General features: G+C 56.5%; 23 protein-coding genes and 4 pseudogenes. 10 read left to right on the top strand and 17 right to left on the bottom strand.

What is annotated here, in order from left to right:
* Nucleotides 1–223, top strand: a 223-nt coding sequence (gene tnpA / locus SYN63AY4M2_RS08640; RefSeq protein ID WP_143597435.1) for an IS200/IS605 family transposase, incomplete at its 5' end; no start/stop codon positions are given.
* Between the two features lie 138 nt (nucleotides 224–361).
* Here tnpA and ureA read toward each other — a convergent pair.
* A pseudogene (gene ureA / locus SYN63AY4M2_RS08635) lies at nucleotides 362–628 on the bottom strand (urease subunit gamma).
* A gap of 336 nt (nucleotides 629–964) precedes the next feature.
* Between ureA and SYN63AY4M2_RS08630 the strand changes: the two are divergent.
* Together SYN63AY4M2_RS08630 and tilS are read left to right on the top strand one after the other, a co-directional pair.
* Entirely contained in the window at nucleotides 965–2143 is a 1179-nt protein-coding gene (locus SYN63AY4M2_RS08630) for a heat-inducible transcriptional repressor HrcA (RefSeq protein WP_011431380.1), read from the top strand.
* A 40-nt stretch (nucleotides 2144–2183) separates the two neighbouring features.
* Complete coding sequence (gene tilS, locus SYN63AY4M2_RS08625) at nucleotides 2184–3194, top strand: tRNA lysidine(34) synthetase TilS (protein WP_011431381.1); 1011 nt, start codon at nucleotides 2184–2186, stop codon at nucleotides 3192–3194.
* A 173-nt stretch (nucleotides 3195–3367) separates the two neighbouring features.
* Here tilS and SYN63AY4M2_RS08620 read toward each other — a convergent pair whose 3' ends face one another.
* Complete coding sequence (locus SYN63AY4M2_RS08620) at nucleotides 3368–4204, bottom strand: SpoIID/LytB domain-containing protein (RefSeq protein ID WP_011431382.1); 837 nt, start codon at nucleotides 4202–4204, stop codon at nucleotides 3368–3370.
* A 78-nt stretch (nucleotides 4205–4282) separates the two neighbouring features.
* The gene (locus SYN63AY4M2_RS08615) at nucleotides 4283–5572 is read right to left on the bottom strand and encodes an MFS transporter (protein WP_011431383.1); all 1290 of its coding nucleotides are present in this window, start codon (nucleotides 5570–5572) and stop codon (nucleotides 4283–4285) included.
* A gap of 203 nt (nucleotides 5573–5775) precedes the next feature.
* Between SYN63AY4M2_RS08615 and yidD the strand changes: the two genes are divergently transcribed.
* On the top strand, nucleotides 5776–6057 hold the full coding sequence (gene yidD, locus SYN63AY4M2_RS08610; RefSeq protein WP_228375526.1) for a membrane protein insertion efficiency factor YidD: 282 nt from the start codon (nucleotides 5776–5778) through the stop codon (nucleotides 6055–6057).
* A 23-nt stretch (nucleotides 6058–6080) separates the two neighbouring features.
* Here yidD and SYN63AY4M2_RS08605 read toward each other — a convergent pair whose 3' ends face one another.
* Nucleotides 6081–6524, bottom strand: a complete 444-nt coding sequence (locus SYN63AY4M2_RS08605; protein ID WP_083759178.1) for a RidA family protein — start codon at nucleotides 6522–6524, stop codon at nucleotides 6081–6083.
* A 99-nt stretch (nucleotides 6525–6623) separates the two neighbouring features.
* Here SYN63AY4M2_RS08605 and SYN63AY4M2_RS08600 point away from each other — a divergent pair, with 99 nt between their 5' ends.
* Entirely contained in the window at nucleotides 6624–6836 is a 213-nt protein-coding gene (locus SYN63AY4M2_RS08600; protein WP_011431387.1) for a phenylpyruvate tautomerase MIF-related protein, read from the top strand.
* Nucleotides 6837–6884: 48 nt separating this feature from the next.
* On the opposite strand, the gene SYN63AY4M2_RS13955 is transcribed toward SYN63AY4M2_RS08600, so the two are convergent.
* The gene (locus tag SYN63AY4M2_RS13955; protein WP_206337009.1) at nucleotides 6885–7265 is read right to left on the bottom strand and encodes an IS200/IS605 family accessory protein TnpB-related protein; all 381 of its coding nucleotides are present in this window, start codon (nucleotides 7263–7265) and stop codon (nucleotides 6885–6887) included.
* A 42-nt stretch (nucleotides 7266–7307) separates the two neighbouring features.
* Nucleotides 7308–7454, bottom strand: coding sequence for a hypothetical protein (locus SYN63AY4M2_RS14470; RefSeq protein ID WP_346426065.1), 147 nt, complete (start codon nucleotides 7452–7454; stop codon nucleotides 7308–7310).
* A 343-nt stretch (nucleotides 7455–7797) separates the two neighbouring features.
* Between SYN63AY4M2_RS14470 and SYN63AY4M2_RS08590 the strand changes: the two are divergent.
* A pseudogene (locus SYN63AY4M2_RS08590) lies at nucleotides 7798–7929 on the top strand (IS200/IS605 family transposase); the annotation flags it as partial.
* 282 nt (nucleotides 7930–8211) lie between these two features.
* On the opposite strand, the gene SYN63AY4M2_RS08585 reads toward SYN63AY4M2_RS08590, so the two are convergent.
* The 8 genes and pseudogenes from SYN63AY4M2_RS08585 to SYN63AY4M2_RS08555 form a co-directional block, all read right to left on the bottom strand.
* Nucleotides 8212–8328, bottom strand: coding sequence for a photosystem II reaction center X protein (locus tag SYN63AY4M2_RS08585; RefSeq protein ID WP_011431389.1), 117 nt, complete (start codon nucleotides 8326–8328; stop codon nucleotides 8212–8214).
* A 96-nt stretch (nucleotides 8329–8424) separates the two neighbouring features.
* Nucleotides 8425–8778, bottom strand: a complete 354-nt coding sequence (locus tag SYN63AY4M2_RS08580; protein WP_011431390.1) for a ferredoxin-thioredoxin reductase catalytic domain-containing protein — start codon at nucleotides 8776–8778, stop codon at nucleotides 8425–8427.
* A 289-nt stretch (nucleotides 8779–9067) separates the two neighbouring features.
* A pseudogene (locus SYN63AY4M2_RS14465) lies at nucleotides 9068–9514 on the bottom strand (universal stress protein).
* Between the two features lie 181 nt (nucleotides 9515–9695).
* Nucleotides 9696–10394 carry an alpha/beta hydrolase gene (locus SYN63AY4M2_RS08570; RefSeq protein WP_240527943.1) on the bottom strand — a complete coding sequence of 233 codons (699 nt, stop codon included), beginning with the start codon at nucleotides 10392–10394 and terminating at the stop codon, nucleotides 9696–9698.
* 216 nt (nucleotides 10395–10610) lie between these two features.
* On the bottom strand, nucleotides 10611–11168 hold the full coding sequence (locus SYN63AY4M2_RS14195; protein ID WP_276307822.1) for a photosystem I reaction center subunit XI: 558 nt from the start codon (nucleotides 11166–11168) through the stop codon (nucleotides 10611–10613).
* A gap of 9 nt (nucleotides 11169–11177) precedes the next feature.
* Nucleotides 11178–12191: pseudogene (locus tag SYN63AY4M2_RS14190) on the bottom strand (chlorophyll a/b binding light-harvesting protein); the annotation flags it as partial.
* A gap of 48 nt (nucleotides 12192–12239) precedes the next feature.
* On the bottom strand, nucleotides 12240–12749 hold the full coding sequence (gene fldA / locus SYN63AY4M2_RS08560) for a flavodoxin FldA (protein WP_099887317.1): 510 nt from the start codon (nucleotides 12747–12749) through the stop codon (nucleotides 12240–12242).
* A gap of 73 nt (nucleotides 12750–12822) precedes the next feature.
* Complete coding sequence (locus tag SYN63AY4M2_RS08555; protein ID WP_011431394.1) at nucleotides 12823–13857, bottom strand: chlorophyll a/b binding light-harvesting protein; 1035 nt, start codon at nucleotides 13855–13857, stop codon at nucleotides 12823–12825.
* Between the two features lie 390 nt (nucleotides 13858–14247).
* Between SYN63AY4M2_RS08555 and SYN63AY4M2_RS08545 the strand changes: the two genes are divergently transcribed.
* Nucleotides 14248–15480 carry an imelysin family protein gene (locus SYN63AY4M2_RS08545; RefSeq protein WP_011431396.1) on the top strand — a complete coding sequence of 411 codons (1233 nt, stop codon included), beginning with the start codon at nucleotides 14248–14250 and terminating at the stop codon, nucleotides 15478–15480.
* Nucleotides 15481–15525: 45 nt separating this feature from the next.
* Nucleotides 15526–16899: a di-heme oxidoredictase family protein gene (locus SYN63AY4M2_RS08540; protein ID WP_099884671.1), complete on the top strand. Its 1374-nt coding sequence runs from the start codon at nucleotides 15526–15528 to the stop codon at nucleotides 16897–16899.
* On the opposite strand, the gene SYN63AY4M2_RS08535 is transcribed toward SYN63AY4M2_RS08540, so the two are convergent.
* The gene (locus tag SYN63AY4M2_RS08535; protein ID WP_011431398.1) at nucleotides 16896–17570 is read right to left on the bottom strand and encodes a Fe2+-dependent dioxygenase; all 675 of its coding nucleotides are present in this window, start codon (nucleotides 17568–17570) and stop codon (nucleotides 16896–16898) included. The two genes, SYN63AY4M2_RS08540 and SYN63AY4M2_RS08535, sit on opposite strands and share 4 nt — an antisense overlap.
* A 133-nt stretch (nucleotides 17571–17703) precedes the next feature.
* Here SYN63AY4M2_RS08535 and SYN63AY4M2_RS08530 point away from each other — a divergent pair, with 133 nt between their 5' ends.
* Nucleotides 17704–18591, top strand: a complete 888-nt coding sequence (locus SYN63AY4M2_RS08530; RefSeq protein WP_228375352.1) for a VTT domain-containing protein — start codon at nucleotides 17704–17706, stop codon at nucleotides 18589–18591.
* Here SYN63AY4M2_RS08530 and SYN63AY4M2_RS08525 read toward each other — a convergent pair.
* Nucleotides 18588–18920 carry a cupin domain-containing protein gene (locus SYN63AY4M2_RS08525; RefSeq protein WP_011433845.1) on the bottom strand — a complete coding sequence of 111 codons (333 nt, stop codon included), beginning with the start codon at nucleotides 18918–18920 and terminating at the stop codon, nucleotides 18588–18590. The genes SYN63AY4M2_RS08530 and SYN63AY4M2_RS08525 overlap by 4 nt on opposite strands.
* A complete protein-coding gene (locus SYN63AY4M2_RS08520) occupies nucleotides 18920–19696 on the bottom strand; it encodes a class I SAM-dependent methyltransferase (RefSeq protein WP_011431400.1) in 777 nt (258 codons plus the stop codon). The genes SYN63AY4M2_RS08525 and SYN63AY4M2_RS08520 overlap by 1 nt, the downstream gene beginning before the upstream one ends.
* 74 nt (nucleotides 19697–19770) lie before the next feature.
* On the opposite strand from SYN63AY4M2_RS08520, the gene SYN63AY4M2_RS08515 reads away from it, so the two are divergent.
* The coding region (locus SYN63AY4M2_RS08515; RefSeq protein WP_143597140.1) for a helix-turn-helix domain-containing protein at nucleotides 19771–19988 on the top strand (218 nt) is incomplete at its 3' end.

Here is a 19988-nt window from a genome sequence, read left to right as displayed (position 1 = left end):
TCTGTTGGTGAGTTTTCCGCCGGATGTTCAGGTCTCGAAGCTGGTGAACAACCTGAAAACAGTCTCCAGCCGGTTGATTCGCAAAGAGTTCGCCACAGAGGTGGCACGGTTCTACAGCAAGCCTGTATTTTGGACAGGGACCTATTTTGTTGCCTCTTGTGGTGGGGTCACTGTTGAGGAGTTGAAGAAGTATGTCGAGCAGCAGGCAACGCCCAGATTGTGAGACTCAGGGGCATTGAACCCCTTCGTCTCACCGCCTATCCTCCATCCCGCCAAGCTGCGCTGTGGCGGGAGTACCCCGGAGGTTCTGATGGACAACCTCCTAAAGTCTCTGGGTCTTTGGGGGATCCTTAGAAAGCAGCTAGCGGATGGTTAACAGCTTGGTTTCGTCGGGAAAGGTGGCCTCTACTTGAATTTCCGGGATCCCTGGCATCACGTCCTCTCGGCTCAGCCACGTCAGACCTTCGCTCATCACCTGAGCAACGGTTTTCCCTTCCCGCGCCCCTCCAAGATAGCTGCGCTCAGGTAGGTCACCGTCTTGGGGTAATTGAGTTGGAGGCCCCACTGCCGCCGATCCCGAGCTAGCTGGACGGCCAGGTAGAGCAACCTCCTGGGGGGACAAGTACATGGAGCGACCTCGAAAGATACAAAACGATACAGAACAGGCAGCAGCAGGCTCACTTAGCCTAGAGTTGACTTAACACTTTAGTACCCCCTTTGGGCAAAAATAAGGATGCAGAGGCTACAGGGAGCTCCGCTTTTCTCGCCAAACCAAGAGCCTCCACCTCTTTCCACCTCTGCTGTTGCAATTTTCCGCGCCTGCAACCCAAGATGAAAGGGTAACAATAAAGTTAAAGAGAGAAGTAAAAGTTTATCTGATCCTCATTTAGCCCTAGCTTGGTTGACCTGAGATCCATTGGCTAATTCCCCTTAGCAGGTGTTGATTGGGTTCTTTTGAGCAGCCATGAAACTCGAACTGACTCCTAGACAACGGAAGATCCTGTGGGCAACGGTGCGCAGGTATATTGCCACGGCAGAACCTGTCGGCTCCAAAACCTTGGCCCAGTCCTACAACCTCGGAGTCAGCACGGCTACCATTCGCAACGACTTGGCCACGCTGGAGCAGGTTGGGTTGCTGTTCCAGCCTCACACCTCTGCCGGTCGGATCCCTTCTGACTTTGGCTATCGGGTCTATGTGAACGATCTGTTGAGCTCCGCCAACATGGATGGGATCCCGAACGATGCTCCCCAGCCGGAGCCCCATCCTGCGCTGCAGCAGTTGCTGGATCAGCTCAACCGTGAGCTGGGGGACGACCTCGATAGCTTCCTACAGAGGGTGGCACAGCTTTTGGCCCACTTGAGCGGTTGCATCGCCCTCATCACCCCTCCCCAGGGGCCGGTGGTAGCCGTTCACCACGTGCAGTTGTTGTCGGTGGGGCCGGGGCGGGTAATGGTGCTGGTGGTTACGGATTCCTATCAAACCCACTCGGCCTTGGTCAGCCCACCGGATTGGCCTGACGATCGGCGCGAGGATCTGGAAGATGAACTGCAGCTACTGAGCAACTTCCTCACCCTGAAATTGCGGGGCAAGACTTTTGCCGAGCTGCAGGATCTGAGCTGGTTGAAGCTGGATGAGGAGTTTCGCGCTTACAGCCATTGGCTGCAGCAACTGCTGCGCTCGGTAGTCCAACGCTACCTGCGGCCCTCTCTAGGACAGGTGTTCAGCGCGGGCATGACGGAGCTGATGCGGCAGCCGGAGTTTTCCCAGGCTCAGCGGATGCAGGCGGTGGCCCAGTTGCTCGAAGAGGGATCCGAGCAGCTGCAGGGGATGATCGGGCTCTATTCCACGCCAGGTTGCCTGTTCACGAGCGAAGCGGCTCTCTCGGCCCCGTCGGCCAGGGAGAAGGCATCCTCCAGCACCGCAGATCAGGATCCATCCCACAACGTTCCCGTGATCATCTACATTGGCAGCGAGAACCCGCTGGAATCGCTGCACCACTGCACGGTCATCGCCTCAGTTTATCGCCGCCGCTCGGCGCCGCTGGGGACGGTCACCTTGCTGGGGCCGACTCGCATGGCCTACGAGCGGAGCATTGCGGCTGTGCAGACGGTGGCCTCGCATCTCACTCGGGCCCTTGCCTGAGGGATCCCAGGTCTGGGTTGCCCCCGAGCAATAGCCAACTGTGGCCAGGCTTTCTCCTCTTCACTTGCGGGTTCAGTGTGCCATTCGCGAGCGGCAACTGCTTCGCCCCGGCCAGCGGCTGCTGGTAGCTTTTTCCGGCGGACAAGATTCTTTTTCCCTGCTCCAGATCTTGCGGGATTTGCAGCCGCGCTGGCGGTGGCAGATCTTTGTTTTGCACTGCGATCACCGTTGGTCAGCCGATGAGACGGCGTGTGCCCAGTTTTTGCAGGGATGGCTGCAACAGCAGGGCCTGCCCCACGCCGTTGAGACTGCCGATCCCATCCGCTGGGATGAGGCGGGGGCCAGGGCTTGGCGCTACCAGCAACTGGACAAATGGGCGCGCACCTGGAGCTGCGAGGCGGTGGCCACGGGGCACACGGCCAGCGACCGGGCGGAGACGTTTTTGTGGAACCTGCTGCGGGGCACGGGGGCTGCCGGCCTGGTCAGCCTAGATTGGCAACGGCGTTTGGACGAGCGGGATCCCACCTCCGCTTGGTTGGTGCGTCCCCTGCTGGGCCTTTCCCGCTGGGAAACGGAAGAGTTCTGCCGACAATACCAGTTGCCGGTCTGGCCGGATCGCAGCAACCAGGATTTGGCTCATGGCCGCAACCGCCTTCGCCTAGAGGTGATGCCCTATCTCAAGCAGCACTTTAACCCGCAACTGGAAGCGGCTTTGAATCGGGCGGCCACGCTGTTGCAGGCAGAGCATGAGCTGGTGGTGGCGCAAGCCGCCCAACTATGGTTGCAGGTGTACGAGCCGGCTTTGCCGGGGCTGCGACGGGATCCCTTGCGGGCTGCGCCCCTGGCTCTGCAGCGGCAGGTGATGTTCCAATTCTTGTCGCTGCTGCTGCCCCATCACCCGACTTTTGAGCAGGTGGAAGCCGGGATCCGGCTCCTGAAAGCAGGCCGCCGCAGCCGCAGCCCCGACTACCCAGGGGGTGGCTGGTTGGAGGTGAGGGGAGATTGCGTGGTCTGGGTTGCTGCTTCTCAGCCCGCCAGTTTTGTCCCCTAGGCCGGGATCGGCATGCCCACAAAAGCTCTTGGGCAAAGTTGTGGCTGCCCTATTTAGGTCCACTCCGGTCTTAACCAGAAGAAGCCGGCCAAGGGTGAACCCGGCCCGTTTGCGGCTGAAGGGCAACCTGGGGAGATGGGCACCCCTGGCAACCCAGAGCAAGGGGGAGTAGGTCAATCCGGCAACCGGCCAAACCTGACGCCGGGGTAGTAGTAGGCCAAGATTTGGCGGTAAGTCCAGCCCCGGCGGGCCAATTCTTGGGCGCCCCACTGGCTCATGCCGATGCCATGCCCGTACTTGGGATAGGGGCTAAAATCCGGCAGGCTTTTTAGGTAAGGGATCCCGCTCACCCCGACGGTTTGGCTGCCGGCGCTGGCGCTATACATGGCATTCACGAATTGCCCCCCATACACCATGACGATGCCGCGGGTGGCGTGTGTTGCTGCTAGGGCGGCTGCCGAGCGCTGCGACAGACCCCGATACACCTGGGAGCGGGTGTCGCTAAACACGTCAAACCAGCCGCGGGAATTGCGGTGGTGAAGAACATAGGTGCGGGCTGCCACCGCCTGGGCCTTGAGGGCCTCGGGCAGAAAGCGGGATCCCATCTCGGCTTCCACCACGCCGGCCACGTAGTCTTCCAGATCCACGTAATTGATGGCCAGCAAGCGGTTGTAGCCGGTCAGGAGCACTTTGCCAGAATACCAGCGGCCATCCACCGCCACCAGGCCACCCGCTTGCGGCTCGATGAACAACACCGGGCTGACCACCCCCTGCAGGCGCACCCCCTGAGGGCCGGGCTGGGCCAGAAACCCTTGCATGGGGGGCAACTCGGCCAGCACCTCTTGGCGGCTATTGGTCAGTTGGGCAGGGAGAGAAACCCCCACCACCAAAGGGGCGGTGGCATCGGCCAAGGCCACCCGCACCGTTACCCCCCAAGCGCTCTCGATCCATCCCCCTAAGGCGCCCACCAGCAGGGATCCCAGGAGGGCAAGCCAACCCCGTGCTCCCATCTGCCCAGAGTTCTTTTTTGTACAGCAACCCCAGCCTAGGATAGGGCAAATCGGACTTGGGGACAAAAATCAGGGTGCCTAGAGGGCAGGACGGGATCCCGTTGGCAGGGGAGGGGACGGCTGGGGCTGTTCCGAAGGGACAGGATCTGGCTGTCGAAACCGATCGGTTTCCAGGCCCAAGGCAAAGCGCAGGGAGGATCCCGGTCGCCCGTTGGAGAAGCAGAGAAAAGAGCCCAAGGAAGCCAACGCCAGAAGGGCGGCGTAGCCAAACATGGCCCGATACCCGAACCCCCCCGCCAGCGTGCCCAGGATCGGCCCCGCCAGCCCAATGCCCAAGTCAAAGCCACACATCACCAAGCTAAACAGGCGACCGCGCTCCGCCGGCTCAGAGCGATCCGCCACCAGGGCGGAGATCAGCGGGATCAAGGTGCCAAAACCCGACCCCACCACGATCCCGGCGGCGAGAAAAGCCGCAGCGCTGTCGGCAACCCTCAGGATCCCCATCGCCAGAGCATAGGTGGCCAGGCTGAGCGAGATGAACGGCCCCCGCCCGTAGCGGTCGGAAGCGCGACCAGCCAGCAGGCGCACGCCGAAGCTGGACAGGGCCACCGCCGTATAAAAAAGACCTGGATTCAGGGGAACTCCGGCCTCTTGGATCAACAGAGCCACAAACGTGGTCTGGGTGCCAAAGGCCAGGCCAACCAACAACATGACCCCGGCGAGAGAGCACACCTTCGGGCTGAGCACAAGGCCCCAAAACGCCCCATCCGAGGGCAGGGATCCCCAATCCCCACGGCGCTGCTCTCGAACCAATTGGGTACAGAAAAAGCCCACCAACCCCAGCAAAGCGGCGAAGAGAAACAGAGGGCCATAACCGGCCAGCTCCTGCAAAAAACCGCCCAAAGCAGGGCCGATGGCTACACCCATGGGATTGACCAAGCTCATGTAGCCCAAGATCTCGCCGCGTTTTTCTTCCGGGGCAAAATCCGCCACCAAAGTAACGTAGGCGGTGGCAAAAGCGGCGATGCTGATCCCATGAAAGGCCCGTACCAGCGCTATCCACGGGATCCAATCCCAAAGCCAGTACCCCAAAGGCGCCATCCCCGCCGCGCCCATGCCGATGAGCAACACAATGCGCCGACTGTGGCCATCCGCCAGCCGCCCCAGCCAAGGACGAAAAGCCAGCAGCCCAATCGAGAAGGCCCCCATCACCAAGCCCACCTCTTGGCTGGTGCCGCCCACATCCCGGACGTAGAGCGGCAGCGTGGGCAACAGCGCAGACAGACTGGCCCAAAAGAGCAGCCCGGCCACGAACAAAATGCCCAAGTTGCGCCGCTGTGCTGGCTGTAGCCGCCCAAATGCCCTCACGCCCACTCCTGATGAAACTCTTACAACCATGCCGAGGAGCAAAGCCGTCTCCACGGCATCCCCGAACAGAAGTATTACGAAATGTATATTTGGGTGGTGACTTTTTGGATCTTAACCTCTTGTCTGGAGCTGCGCAGGAGGGCAGACGTTAGCCTGGAAATGGCCTTTTTGTACGCTGGCCTATGGCGGAACGGTCGGATCCCTTGACTCGCGGTTTAGTTGCCCTGATTCGAGGCTACCAGGTGGCCATCTCCCCTCTGCTACCGCCTGCCTGCCGCTACTACCCCACCTGCTCCCAGTACACCCTGGAAGCCGTGCGGCGCTACGGTGCCATCCGAGGCAGTTGGCTGGGGATCCGCCGCCTCTGCCGCTGCCACCCTTGGCACCCGGGAGGCTACGACCCGGTGCCCGACTTGCCGGGATCCGCACCCGAGGAAAACGGTCGCCCCAGCCCAGATGGCCAACATTCTGGATCTGGGGGTTGAAGAGTTGCAGCTTTTAACCGCCGCTATCGGTAGCAGGCCACCGCCTCGATTTCCACCAAGGCATTCAAGGGCAGGCCAGCCACCTGCACGCAAGAGCGGGCCGGTGCCGGATCGGCGGCAAAAAACTCTCGATAAACCGCGTTCATGGCGGCAAAGTCTTTCATATCCGCCAAAAAAACGGTGGTCTTCACCACATTGGCCAAGCTTGTTCCCCCTGCTTCCAGCACGGCTTTCAGGTTCAGCAGCGCCTGCCGAGTTTGCGAGGCAACATCTTCCCCCGCCAGCTTGCCGGTTTTGGGATCCAGGCCCACCTGTCCGGCGGCGAATAGAAATGGCCCCGCAGCGGCAATGCCCTGGCTGTAAGGGCCGACAGGGGCAGGAGCAGCCTCGGTTCGCACCTCCTGCGGCCCTGCCTCAGCTCGAGTGGGGTGGTTAGGCTCAGAACTGACCGGCTTCCTCTGCTCCATGGGGATCGGCGGAACTCTGCAGCTAAGCTACCACAGGGGGATCCCGCAAAAAACAAGCCGGCAACGGCAAGATCAACTTGTCGACAAAAAGCAGTGCCTATGCCCTTGATCAAGTTGCAAACGCCTCTAAAGCCGGAACCTGCCGCTGTAGAGGCGCTGCTCAAGTCGCTCTCTGCTGCTCTGGCCAAACAGGTGGGCAAGCTGGAAGCCTACGTGATGACCGCCTTTGAAGGAGGGATCCCGATGACCTTTGCCGGCAGTGGGGATCCCTGCTGCTATGTGGAGATCAAGATTGACACTCCCACCGCCTAAAGGCGGGGGATTCTTACGCAGTCCACAAAAGAACCCGTAACGGCGTTGTCAAAGCGCCTCTAGACAGTTCCTGAAGGCAAAGCCCCAAGGTTCTGCTGACTTTCTTAAGCAGGTTGGCGGCAGCATTCGCCTCAGCCCAGAGGGTCTCCACCCGTCGGGTTTTTCACCATAATTAGGTAGCTCATCTCCATCTAGGAAGCTTGCCTGCGAGCTGTACGCCTCCTCTACCTCAATAAACTCCATGCCATAATGCTGACATAATTGCGCAATACGCTCCTTGAACCGACCTGTTGGAATGAAAACAAAGTTTTGGTTAAAGCCGCATTCTTGTTTTTGTTCTTTGTTCCAACCAAAGACGATTCTCCCAATTGAGTGGTGTAAACAGAAGTCAATGACCTTGCGCGCAGCTTTGTGGATTGCATCCCGCATCCGCCGGTTTCTTTTTTCCGTAATTCGACCAAGCTTTTGCAATCAAAACCCCGGCAGTTTGTGAGTCTTGAGCCTAGCCAGCTCCTTGTTGTACCCCTGGTTAAAGGACTTGACTTTGCGGCCACCAATGATGAAGCTATGTCCTAAGTTGCTAACGCACGTAAGCCAGTTGTTGACTCCGTGGTCAATTGCTAAAGCTTTTCTCGGATCCAGCGATTGAGGTCGAGCAGGCTTGGCATAGACCCACTTCAGCTACAGACTTGCAGGTCTGTTGCGCGGCGGAAACATACATTGCGATGAAGTGCTTGCTTTGGGTTCTCCCCATCTCAGCGCAAAGCTCACCATAGCTTGCCCATCGCTTCGTTTTGAAATAGACTTGTCTCGCATAGTACAAAGCACAGTTGCTTATTAGACTGTTGACACACTAATAGGGGGACTAGCTCTCTGTTCCTGACTATAACCTGCTGACAGCCGTACTCCATCATTGTTGGCAAGCGGCATGACAACCGCAGTCTGACATGGGCAAGCGATAGTGCGAGAGGAAAGTCAACGGTACAATCACTACAACCATGGTGTGGGGCTAGCGGTTGTTCATCTCATTTTTTGGCCAAAGAGAAGGAAAAAGGTGTTGGTGGGAGAAGTCAGGAAGAGGTTGTTTGAGCTATGAAACTATATCAACGACCCCCATCATGGGTAAGCGACTAAAGTGGCTAGCGGGCTTTTCCGCCCCGCACTCAAGTGCGGGGCTACCAAGCTATCCTTTTTTGTGAGCGTTAGCAACAACGGCGCCAAGCACGTCGATCCGGTTGTCACTCAACCCGGCTGGATCCCTGACAGGTGGACAAAGCACCCTGGCAGTTGCCTACCAGAGCAAACCTTAGCACCCGAGTCTCTTTCCACTCAGCAACAACAGCAAAGAAGTAGAGCATCAGCGCGAGCAGAGGGATCAGCGACGACGCACCCTATCTCTTTGGCTGACGAAGACGATGGCGCCGAAGAGAAGCCCCAGCACCACTGCGCCGTACACCAAGCTCCAGAGAAAATTAGCCAGTGAGGGAGTCATAAAAAGAGTTTCCTCCTCGTGCGACTATCAACCACTCAACTATTTCCCGATTATACTGGTCTTTGTCGCTCAACCCAGAGACAGACGCATTGCCGACTATTTCGCCTGGTACTCTAGGGGCACCTCCTCTAGGGTTTGGCTGGTGCCGGCGAAGGGGTTATCTGGAGTTAAAAAGAGCATACAGTGGCATTCCTTTCGCTCCCGCATGGGTACACAGGGGCAGTTCCAATAGCCGGCTTTCACTTCCGCCTCTTTGTCTTCATAAAAACGACAGGGGCAGAGCGGAGCGCCCAATTGCTCTTTGTGCAGAGCCAAGCCCTCGATCACCGCTGTCGTAATCGTAGGATCAGAGCAGAAAAAAGTGTCGGTACGTTTGGCGTAGGTTTCTGCGAAATGCCGCATCACCTCAAAAGTCTTCTGGGAGGCCTTGTTGTAACCACGACTTTCCATGACGATTCTCGGAAGGGAACTGACCGGCTGTTGCTGGTAATGAGGCTCACAGCTTCTTCCGGCCACACTTTCTGAAGTTAATACAGATGTGCGTATGCCGGGATCCTGCTGATTCTACAGACCTCCCCCGAAGTCGGACAAAGCTGTATCTTGCTCTTCGTTGTACTGCAGACTTTTAGAGAAGACAAACAGTGACAGCCGTGCTGTTACACAAGGCAACATTGTTTGGACTTGGCAAGACCCCGCCCTAGGGTACTCTACAGGATCACGCTGACCGGGATCCCTTTTCTCAGGGCACGACCAGCACCGGGCAGGGAGCAAGGTCGATGAGGCGGTGGCTGACGGAGTTGTTCTGCCCCTCGGCAGACAGGCTGAGGCTGCGGGATCCCATCACGATCAGGCTGATCTCCAGCTCGTCCGCCACGTCGCAGATGACGAAGGGTACTTTTCCCTCGCGATACTCGCTCTTGACGCTGTTGATGCCGATTTACTGCAGGCCCAGCTCCGTCTGTTTGGGCAGGTTCTGAATGTTCTGCCGGGCTTGTTCTGCTCGCTCCGCGTCAAGCTCCATGTTGTCCAGTACCGAGAGCAAGTACACCCGACTTTTGCAGCGCTGCGCTAGGTCTGCCACCAAGGGCAAGGCGTGGCTGGTCTCGCGCGAGTTGTCGATGGGAAAGAGCAGCTTGTCGAACCTAGTCGCGGATCCCCCGCTTAAGCCCGGCTCGACCCCTCCCATTTTACTTCTAGCGGGGAGCCGGGTGGACGCCGTCTCTCTGGGGGCGCTGTGGGCGGCGATGAGATCCCTATGGCATGAGAGCTCTTTCTGTCTGTTTGGAGGGTTAGAGCCACCAGCAATCTGCGGGGGTTGGGGGTTGCTGACAAAACTCGCAGTTGAGCTAAGGACAAAGGCCAGTCTTTCAGGCAAGGCTGGTCTGCAATTGCTGCAGCTTTTGCCAGAAATCCATGATTTTCAAGTTGACCAAACTTGGAAAAGAATAGTGAAAAAAGTGTCGCCCCCCAGGACAAAACCACATTTGATCCCCTGGCTTTAAGTAGTTTCCCCACTGCTCCAGCGAAGCAGGATCCACAATGGGATCATCCTCGCTGGCGCAAACCAACATCGGCACCGGCACTTTCTGGGCTGGAATCGCTACCACCTGAAATAGGGAATGAGGTATGGGGGAAGTGTCTAAATCTTTAGCCAGGGCGCGGGAGAGTGAGCGCGCTCGCCACTGTTCTGAAGCTGGCAGAAGGCTCTGAGCTATACGCACCAGGAGCTGTTCTCGGCTACAGCAAAACATTTTTCGTTGCACGTAGAAATGGGCATGCCAGGTGGCGGCAGGCTGACTGCCTACAGCCAGCAGGGTTAGAGACCGTATCCGCTGGGGGTAATAGTAGGCAAAAAGATAGGCAACCACCCCGCTCAAGCCGTGGCCGATGAGATGTACCGGTCGATCCCAAGCTTTTAGGTATTCGTATAGCAGCGTCACGACTGTCTCCAAACTACAGGGCTCATCCTGGGTTTGGTGATACTCCCAGTAGGCTACACGGAAACATTTTCCCAGGGATCCCAACAGAGGCCGATCGAAAAGCTTTAGACTGGGAGAAACGCCCAAATAAAGTGCTTCAAAAGAAGGCGCAGAAGCGGAACCTAAGCTCATTTTAGCCATCTCATTTCGACGGTCGAAAGATTAAAGTTGCTGGCTGACAAAAGCTTCATAAAAAAGGGTTATCGGATCCAGAAGCCGGCAGGCAAAAGGTAGAGCCAGATCTCGACAGAGAGGAGGGGATGAGGATCTCCCCTCCCTGCTTTGAGAAGCCTCAACCCTCCTTTACAGCCCCGGCAAAATCTGGGCTACCACATCGCCGCTGCCCAGGAGCATGTAGGCAAACAGGGCACCGCCAACGCCGCCCACCAGAAACCCTCCGGCCAACTGGCTCCAACCGGCGCGGGTGCGCAAGTTTTCCGGCAAATCCTCAGAGCCTGCCGGCACGCGCACCGGCTGAGGGGATCCCTGCGATTCGGCCATCAGTTGCACGCCCGGCGTCGGATAGGCCACCTCGCCGTAGGGGGTATTGACCACTGCCACCAGCCGCGAGCGAGGAAAGGACACCCGTCCGTAAATGGAGAGACAAACCGTCAGGATCAGCACCAGGCCGATGGTCGCCAGCGTCCCTGCCGTCAGGGCCTGCTCCGAATTCCGCAGCGGACTCAACTTGTAAAACGGCCCCACCAGGAAGTACCCATGGGCCATGCCGATCTCCAAACCGCGCAGGAAAGGCGACAAGCCCTCCCGGTAGATGGGCAGGTTTTGCAGCAGCAGCAGGGTGAGATCGCCCTGGTTTACCGGCGTGTCCAAGTTGCCCACCTGGGGATCTGTGGCTCGCACCCAGCCCCCGCGCTGGAAGTCAAAGCCGCTGGCTGCCGCCCGCGCCCGGATGGCATGCCAGATGTGCCCCGCCAAAAACAGGATCCCCAAGACAAAGTGGGCTGTGGCCAACCAGGTGCGGCTGCTCACCACACCCATCTCGTCGGCAGCCAGCCCCAGCGGCCCGTAGAAAGCCACCGGATAGGCGATCTCGTTGACGCTGACAAAATAGGCCGCCAAGATGCCCATGTAGGCCAGGGCCCCCAGGCTGTAGGAGAGGTAGGCTTCGCCCGAGTAGATCAAGACTTGCTTGGCCCAGGCAAAGGGCCGTGTGGCTATGTGCCACCATCCCCCCAGCACACAGAGCAGGCCGACATAGATGTGCCCTCCCACCAGATCTTCCAGATTGTTCACGGCGGCCATGCCCTGCTGGCCCATGAGCGGCGTCAGGTAGGCAAAGATCCGCAGCGGATTGAGGGTGGGATCCGTAACTACGCGCACGCGGCCCAGTTGAGCATCGTACAGCCCTCCCCAAAAGAGAGCCTTGGCCACCAGCAGCCATGCACCCAGCCCCAGCAGCAGCAGGTGGATGCCGAGGATGGTGGTCATCTTGTCGTCGTCTTCCCAGTCGTAGCCGAAAAACTCGGCAAAGGTTTTCCCCTTGCTCAGCACCTCTGGTCCCAAAAGGGCATGGAAGATCCCTCCTGCCCCCAGCACTGCCGAGGCAATTAGGTGCAGAACGCCCACGACAAAAAAGGGATAGGGATCCGTAACCACCCCTTCTGCGTTGACGCCGATGCCCAAGCTGGCCAGATGGGGCAACAAAATCAGCCCCTGGCTGTACATAGGTTGATTTGGATCCCAGTGGGCCACCTCAAACAAAGTCATGCCGCCGGCCCACAGCATGATCAACCCCGCATGGGCCACGTGGGCCCCCAGCAGCTTTCCGGACAGATTCACCAAGCGAGCATTGCCCGCCAGCCAGCTCACCTGAGGGGATCCCTCAGCAGAGGTAGGCGATGAAGATAGAACTGCGCCAGTCATGACAAACTCCCACAGTATCCACAACAAGCTAAGAAGCCGAGTTTGAGATTACAGATTGAAGAGTGTTTTGAGTTTGGCCGTCCACTCTTTAATTCGTTTTTCCGTCAGCTCCGGCTGATTGTCTTCATCCAGAGCAAGGCCGACAAACTCGCCGTTAACCACTCCCTTGGACTCATTGAACTCGTAGCCTTCTGTAGGCCAGAAGCCGACGTTTTTTCCGCCGCGCTCGGCAATTTTTTGGGCCAGGATCCCCATGGCATCTTGAAAGTTGTCGGGATAGCCCAACTGATCCCCAACTCCAAAATAGGCTACCGTCTTACCGGAAAAATCGATCTCATCCAAATTTGGGAAAAAACCATCCCAATCAGCCTGAAGCTCCCCAATATTCCAAGTTGGACAGCCGATGATTAAGTAGTCGTACTTCTCAAAGTCCTCAATGCTGGCCTCGGCAATGTCAATTAAATCTACATTGTCTTCGCCCAGCTCTTTTTGAATCATCTCGGCAGCTCTTTCGGTATTTCCGGTTTGAGTGCCGAAAAATAGACCTATTTTTGCCATTGCTCCTACCTCGAAACTGCAAGTGCGAAGCTCAAAATCAGATGGCTAGATAGTCAATGCCTTCAGCGTGCCGTTAGGCCTGCTGTGCAGCGAGCTCTACTCTGCCGGTACGGAAATTGAATCCTCGGGCTTTCAGGGCATGGAAAAGGTGGCCCTGAAGGAAGAAAAAGGCCAGCCAAAAGTGGGCATTGGCCAGCCAAACCCTAGACGTGAGAGCTCCCCCTTGCTCAAAGAAGGGATAGCGATCCAAGCCCACCTGCAGCAGCGGCCCATAGAAAACTTCGGGATAGACCACTGGGTTAACGGCAACGAAATAGGCGGCAATAAATCCCATCAAGGCCAAAGCTCCCAAGCTGTAGGAAAGATAAGCTTCCCCAGACCAGATAAAAATCCGTTCTGCCCAGGCAAAAGGCTTGGTCGCGATATGCCAAACCCCACCTGCCACCAGGAGCAAGCCCAGCCAGAGGTGGCCGCCCACCACGTCTTCTAAAGTGTCCACCCCGGCGATCCAGTGGCGCCCTTCTATGCCCAACAGGTGGCCAAAGGGGTTCCAGTTGGGAGACACCAGGCGCACCTCTCCTGCCACCGGGTCGAACAAGCCGCCAAACACCACTGCCTTGAGCACCAAAAGCCAGGCTCCCAATCCCAGCAGCACCAGGTGGATCCCTAGGATGGTGGTCATCTTGTTTTTGTCTTGCCAGTCGTAGCTAAACAGGGGAAAGGCTTTGGGATCCAGCACCGCCGGCCCGCGCAGGGCATGAAAAATGCCGCCAAACCCCAAAAAGGCAGAGCTGATGAGGTGGATTGCTCCCACCGCAAAGTAGATATCCGTATCCAGGACTTCCCCGCCGGATCCCACCCCCAGCCCCAAGCTGGCCAGGTGGGGCAAGAGAATCAGCCCCTGCTCATACATCGGTCGGCTGGGGTCAAACTTGGCCAACTCGATCAGGGTCATCGCCCCTGCCCAGAGAACGATCAGCCCGGCATGGGCCACATGCGCCCCCAGCAGCCGGCCAGAAAGATCGGTCAAACGGGCGTTGCCCGCCCACCACGGGATCTGTTGTTGCGAGCTAGATCCCCCTTCTTGCTTGAGTGTCGTCGCTGTCATCTCCGCTCCTCTTGCGTTTCTAAACAAGCTTTTCTAGGAAAAGGCCAGAGACCTTGCCCCAGGCCCGCCTCTGGCCGCACGGACACATCCTTTCGAGACACGTAACCAACTGTTGAGAGTAAATCTCAACAGCGAGCTGTGACCTACTCTAGGCTTCTTGCAAACAAATATCAATGTCTTTAGAGTTAAGTTTTGTTAAGAGTCGGACTTGTATCCGCCCATAGCCCCACCTGGGGAAGCTGCAGATGGAAGCTGGCCCGCAGAGGGACGAGCCGGGCGATCCGGTGGCAGCCGGTGATAAAAATCTCTCCCTTCTTAAGATTGAGTCGCAATAGCTGGATTACAATCAAGCCAAAGTTGGCCAAGTCGAGGGCAAAGGAGTCGGAGGAGATGTCGAGGTATCTGAAGCTGTGGACGGGGATAGGGCTTTATGTTCTGGTCAGCGGGGCCGCTTGCGGGGAAACCCAAAAGGATCCCTCGGCTGCGGGCGGCGGGGATCCACCGGCCCTGAGCCAGGCTTCGCCTCAGCAGGCAGCTCAAATGAACCCGGAGTGTCGGCCTATCCCGGTGGATGGCGGCGGCGAGGGTGGGGAAGAAGGGGCAGGCTCTGGCCGGCCAGCCGTTGTGCTCTCTCCTGAGCAGCGGTTTCAGGATCGGCAGATTTTGCTCGACTTTGCCGATCAGGTGGTGATCCCTGCCTATGAGCAGTTGGTCGCCGATACCCAGGCCCTGTCTCAGGCCATCCAGGCCTTCGTGCAAGATCCCAATGCCCAGACTTTGCAAGCGGCTCGCCAGGCTTGGTCTGTTGCCCGCATCACTTGGGAGGAGAGCGAGGCTTTTGCCTTTGGGCCGGCGGCTTATTTGGGGCTGGATGCGGATTTGGACGAATGGCCCCTGAACGAGGTGGAGGTGCTGGAAGTTCTCAACAGCGGCGATCCCCTCACTCCAGAGACCGTGGCCGAGTTGGAAAGCGGGCAAAAGGGATTTCATGCCGTGGCCTTCTTGCTCTTTGGCGTGGATAACAACAAGTCTTTGCAAGACTTTACCGAGCGGGATCGGGAGTACTTGGCTGCCCTTGGCCCAGTTTTGGCGGATACGGCGGCAAAGCTGCTCAAAAGCTGGACAGAGGGAGTGCAAGGGCTGCCTGCTTTTCGCGAAGAATGGGTAAAAGCCGGCGAGGGCAGCAAGAGTTATCTCACGCTGCAAGCTGCTGCTGAAGAAATAGCCCAAGGTATTCTCGGCATGTTGGACGAGCTGGGCAAGGTCAAAATTGGCGAAGCCTTCGCCCAGCAAAATCCTTTTCTGCTGGAAAGTCGCTTTGCCCACCATTCGCTGCCGGAGTTCCAGGCCAATGTGCGCAGCGTTCAGTATGCTTACTTGGGCGGATTTAGAGATAGAAAAGGTCGTGGCCTGAGCCAATTTGTCCGGGACATCAATCCCAATTTGGATAGTCAAATTCAGTCGGAGTTACAAGCAGCGGCGGCGGCTCTCCAGGGGATCCCTGCCCCTATCGAAAAAAGCCTTTGCGATGCCAATGCCCGTGGATCTATTACTGCCGCTATGGAAAAAATTGAAGACGCTTTCGACAGCTTTGCTCAGGAAGTTGTGCCGCTCCTGCAGTAGTAAGAAAGTCCCAAAAGAGCTGAGTTGCCGATATTTTGATAGCCGATGCGTCGTCTTCTCCAGATTTTCATGCTGGGATTGGCCTCTCTTTGGGCGGCGAGCTTTCTGGCTTTCCCCGCTGCCCCAGAGGGATCCCAGCCATTGCCCCCTCGAGCGGGTGGCGAAACAACCCTTTGGAACCGCACCTCAACAGCCTACGAGCAGCCGGCTCCCAACTTGGATCCCCGCTGGGCCAGGTTGCATGCCCTGGGGGACATCGCCTTTGAGGCTCGCTTCGTCACCGCTCCGGCGCCTGTTAACCCCGGCCTTGGGCCTCTGTTCAACAACAACTCCTGCGCCGGTTGTCATGTTAAAAACGGCCGAGGTTTTCCTGACAAGGGGCAGCGGGTCGTCAGAGTCAGCCAGGTTGGATCCCTGGATAGAAGCGGGGATCCCCAGCCTTTTGGATGGGAGGCCATTGCTCCTCATAGCAACACTCCCCCTGTGGCCGGCATCGGCACGCAGGTTCAAGAAAAGGCCGTTCGGGGCTATCGGCCAGAGGCCAAGGTGGAGTTGCACTGGGTAGAGCAGACCAGAGAGTACGCCGACGGAACTCCCTACAGGCTGCGTTCTCCTGTTGTAAAGCTGTTAACTCTGGAGGGATCGCCCATCGATCCTGTCCTCATCTCCCTGCGGATCCCCCAGCCGGTGTTTGGAGCGGGCCTACTGGAGGCCGTTCCCGCTTCTAGGATCCTGGCAGCAGCCGATCCTGACGACGCCGATGGGGATGGCATCTCTGGCCGCCCCAACTTGGTTTGGGATCAAGAGCAGCAGCGTCTGGTGCTGGGACGGTTTGGTTGGAAAGCCAATACCCCCAACCTCAGGCAACAAGCTGCGGCCGCCTACGCCAACGACATGGGTGTCACGAATCCTCTTTTTCCGGCCGCGGATGGCAGCCAAGATATCGACGAGGCCACTCTCCAAGCGACAACCGTTTACGTGCAAACCCTGGCCGTGCCTGGCCGCGCCCTTTGGCAGGATCCCCAAGTTCAGCGAGGGGAAAAGCTCTTCGTCCAAGCCCAATGCGCCAAGTGTCACCGACCAGAGCTACAAACCGGCATTCATGAGATCCCTGCCCTGGCCAACCAAGTCATCCACCCCTACACCGATTTGCTGTTGCATGACATGGGCGAAGGACTAGCAGATGGCCGCGCTGACTTCGAGGCCACGGGCCGAGAATGGCGCACCCCCCCTTTGTGGGGCATCGGCTTGTCGCAGACAGTTCTGCCCTCCTCCGGCTATTTGCACGATGGCCGCGCCCGCAGCCTCGAGGAGGCCATTCTCTGGCATGGGGGAGAAGCTGAACGCTCCCGCGAGATCTTTAAAAATATGGCTGCTGAAGACAGAGAAGCCCTGCTCTATTTTCTTCGATCCCTCTAGAGCTCTGCCCATTTCCGCAGCAGGTTCGCGTAAACTTTGGAGATCAAATCAAAGTGGCGTGTCTTGCCCGATTCCTGAAACATCTGCTGCCGCACAGTCTGTAAATCAAAGAGGATCTCGCGTTCTTGCGGATCCCTAATTAGGCTTTGAACCCAACTGACGGCAGCATAGCGGATCCCACGGGTTACAGGCTCAACTCGGTGCAAGGTGGAAGCAGGATAGAGGATCAAAGCACCCGCCGGCAGCTTGTAGGCTTGCTCCCCCTCGCTACTCTCGATCTTCAGCTCACCGCCATCATAGTCTTCAGGGGCACTTAGAAATAGCGTAAAGGAAATATCCGTGCGCATCAGCTGATGCCGATCGAGCATCAGCGCATCGTCGGTATGAGTGCCATAGGACATTCCCGCTTCGTAGCAGCTAATTAAAATGGAATGAATGAGCTTGGGCCGGGCAGCCATCTGGAACAACAAATTACGCTCTAGAGCTGCCAAGATAATCTCCTCTATCTTCCGTTGCTGAAGGGATCCCTTTGGCATTTGCCTATTGTTTTTGACAAGCCTGGCATTCCAGCCTGCCGTCAGAGCACCATCCACAAATTCAGCATCGGCTATGAGGGACAGAATCTGTTGCAATTCTGCTAAACTAAGAACATCGCCAATACACAAGATCATTATCAACCTCTAAAAAGCAAAATACATGACACCTTCTACACTAGCAAAACAAGCCTTATGAAAATCATGCCTACTTCGAGCATCCCTCGGAAACCTTAAGCATCTAGCAGAGAAAGTAGAGATCTTTTGCCCTATGCAGCCACCTTCTGGTATTCGACAAAAAGAGCTCTGCGAGCTATTGGGCTTAGACTACAAGGCTGTTGCCACCGAGGCAAAGCGTCTGGGCTTGAGCACACATGCCTATCTGCAACAGAAAACAGGTTGGATCCTGAAGGATGAACTCTATTATCCGCCCGGCACTACCTTTGACAAGTCAGCAGATGGCGAGTCAGTAGGATCGTCCCCTACCCCCTCAGAGGATTTGTCCTCTAGCAGCAAAATCAATTCCAGAAAAAGGAAAGACATCCTCTCACTGCTGTTGTTGCTTGTTGTCCTGTTAGCTGCCATCTTGCTGGCCCGTCGCTTAGATCCAGAGGCAACTCGAGAATTTATAGCAAAACTAGGCCCCTGGGCACCCCTTGCCCTGATTGGATTACGCTCCCTGAGTATTATTATTCCTGCCATACCCAGCACCCTTTACTCCATCTTGGCAGGAGCCCTCTTTGGATTTGGATCGGGAATCCTTTACATTGCAATTGCTGATTTTATCTCTTGTACACTTAACTTCTACCTAGCCAGAAAGTTTGGTAGAGACCTAGTACAGCGAGTAGTTGGGCGACAATGGATGTACAAAGTCGATGCCCTTTCAGCTAACTATCTGGAAAACAATATTTTTCTTACAGCTGGTTTTTTAATGACGGGCCTATTCGACTTTGTCGCCTACGCCGCCGGCCTAACCCAAATAAAATGGCAGAACTTTCTTCTCGCCCTAGCTTTGGGCATTGCCGTCTCTACACCCCCAGTAGTGGCTCTGGGGGCAGGGATCCTAGAGCAGGGAAGGTGGCTGCTGGGCTTTGCTTTGCTGGGAATGTTTGCTTTGGCGATGTTAAGCGGCTGGCTGAGTAAAAGGCGGCGTTCTTAACTTGCCTTTGATAAAGTCAGAACAAAAGCAAGGTCAGCAGTGGCTTCTAACTCATGGGGAACATTTGCCGAAATTAAGACAAATATGCCCGGAGATAGAGAGATCTTCTCACCTGCAAGGGTTAAGACTCCAGTTCCTTCAATGACGTGGAGAGTAGCGTCCCTTGTGGAGGTATGCTCGGAAATACTTGTGCCTCCCGCCATACAGAAAAGAGTATGTTGGCAGACTTCACTTTTCCAAATGATCTTGCTGAGAACTCCTTCCACAGAATAAGCAATGTGATCTTTGAGCTGCAAAAAAGGTGACTCAGGGGAGACAAGAGACATCATTAAGCCTCCTTCTTGGCGATCAGTATGATGTAGCCTAGGTTATTTCGATATCGGCTAAAGATTTGCTTCATAGATAAGATCCGCTGCCGGATTACAGGACGTGTAAGCACATTCCACACCATAGTTAAGAGCGTCGGCAATCCTTCCTCTGTAGCAATAGCAACGGGATTGAGCAAAGTTAAGGGGCCGGTGGCATACTGGACAACCGTAAGATTTGCTTGCTGAACAGTTGCAAGCCAGCTGTCAGTAGATAAAGGATTGGCATTGACATGGATTACGGAGGATAACTCCTTGCGGATAGCGTCGCTGTTGGATCCCTCAACTCGCAGCTCATGGCTGAGGAACTTACCCCCTGGCTTGAGGCAATTGTAAATCCCTGACAAAATCTTAGATTTTCCTGCATCGGACTGCATTGTTAAAATAGCTTCCGCCAAGACATAGTCAAATTTCTGATCGATTTGATCTAGGTGAAAGATATCGCCCTCGAGGATCTCAACTTGGCCGGCTAGCCCTGCTGCAGAAACATTAGCGCGAGTGCGAGCAATGTTATCTGGATTTTTCTCAATGCCGGTAACATGTATGCCATAGCGCTTTGCCAATCGAATAGCCGTGTAGCCAAGGCCTGAGGCAAGTTCCAGCACAGTTTCTCCTCGACGGAACTCGGCAAACTTGAAGAGCCGTTCGGTAGCGCCAAAGCCCCCCGGTCGAAGTGCCTTTTTACCTGCCGCAGCCAGTACCTGGTGTCCAGGTGCATTTTTTAAGTCCAGCTTAGACATAGGTAACTCCAAAAAAGATACAGCCTTTTAATTTAAAATAGGGTACAGGTATTCAAGAGGAAGGAGAGAAAGGAATGCCGACTCATTCTTTGGATTTGCGGCAAAGAGTTGTAGCAGCCTATCAGGCAGGTAACACCTCCATCCGCCAGGTAGCTAAACGCTTCATGGTGACCAAAAGAACAGTACACCGCTGGGTGCGTCAGTACCAACAAACTCAAGATTTAGCCCCTAAGAAAGCAGGCACCAAGCGAGTGGGCATTTTGGAACAACATCGGCAGGAAGTGATGGCAAT

Origin of the sequence: Synechococcus sp. 63AY4M2 (assembly GCF_002760475.1) — a bacterium.
Taxonomy (GTDB): domain Bacteria; phylum Cyanobacteriota; class Cyanobacteriia; order Thermostichales; family Thermostichaceae; genus Thermostichus.
This window is presented reverse-complemented; position numbering and strand designations above follow the sequence as displayed.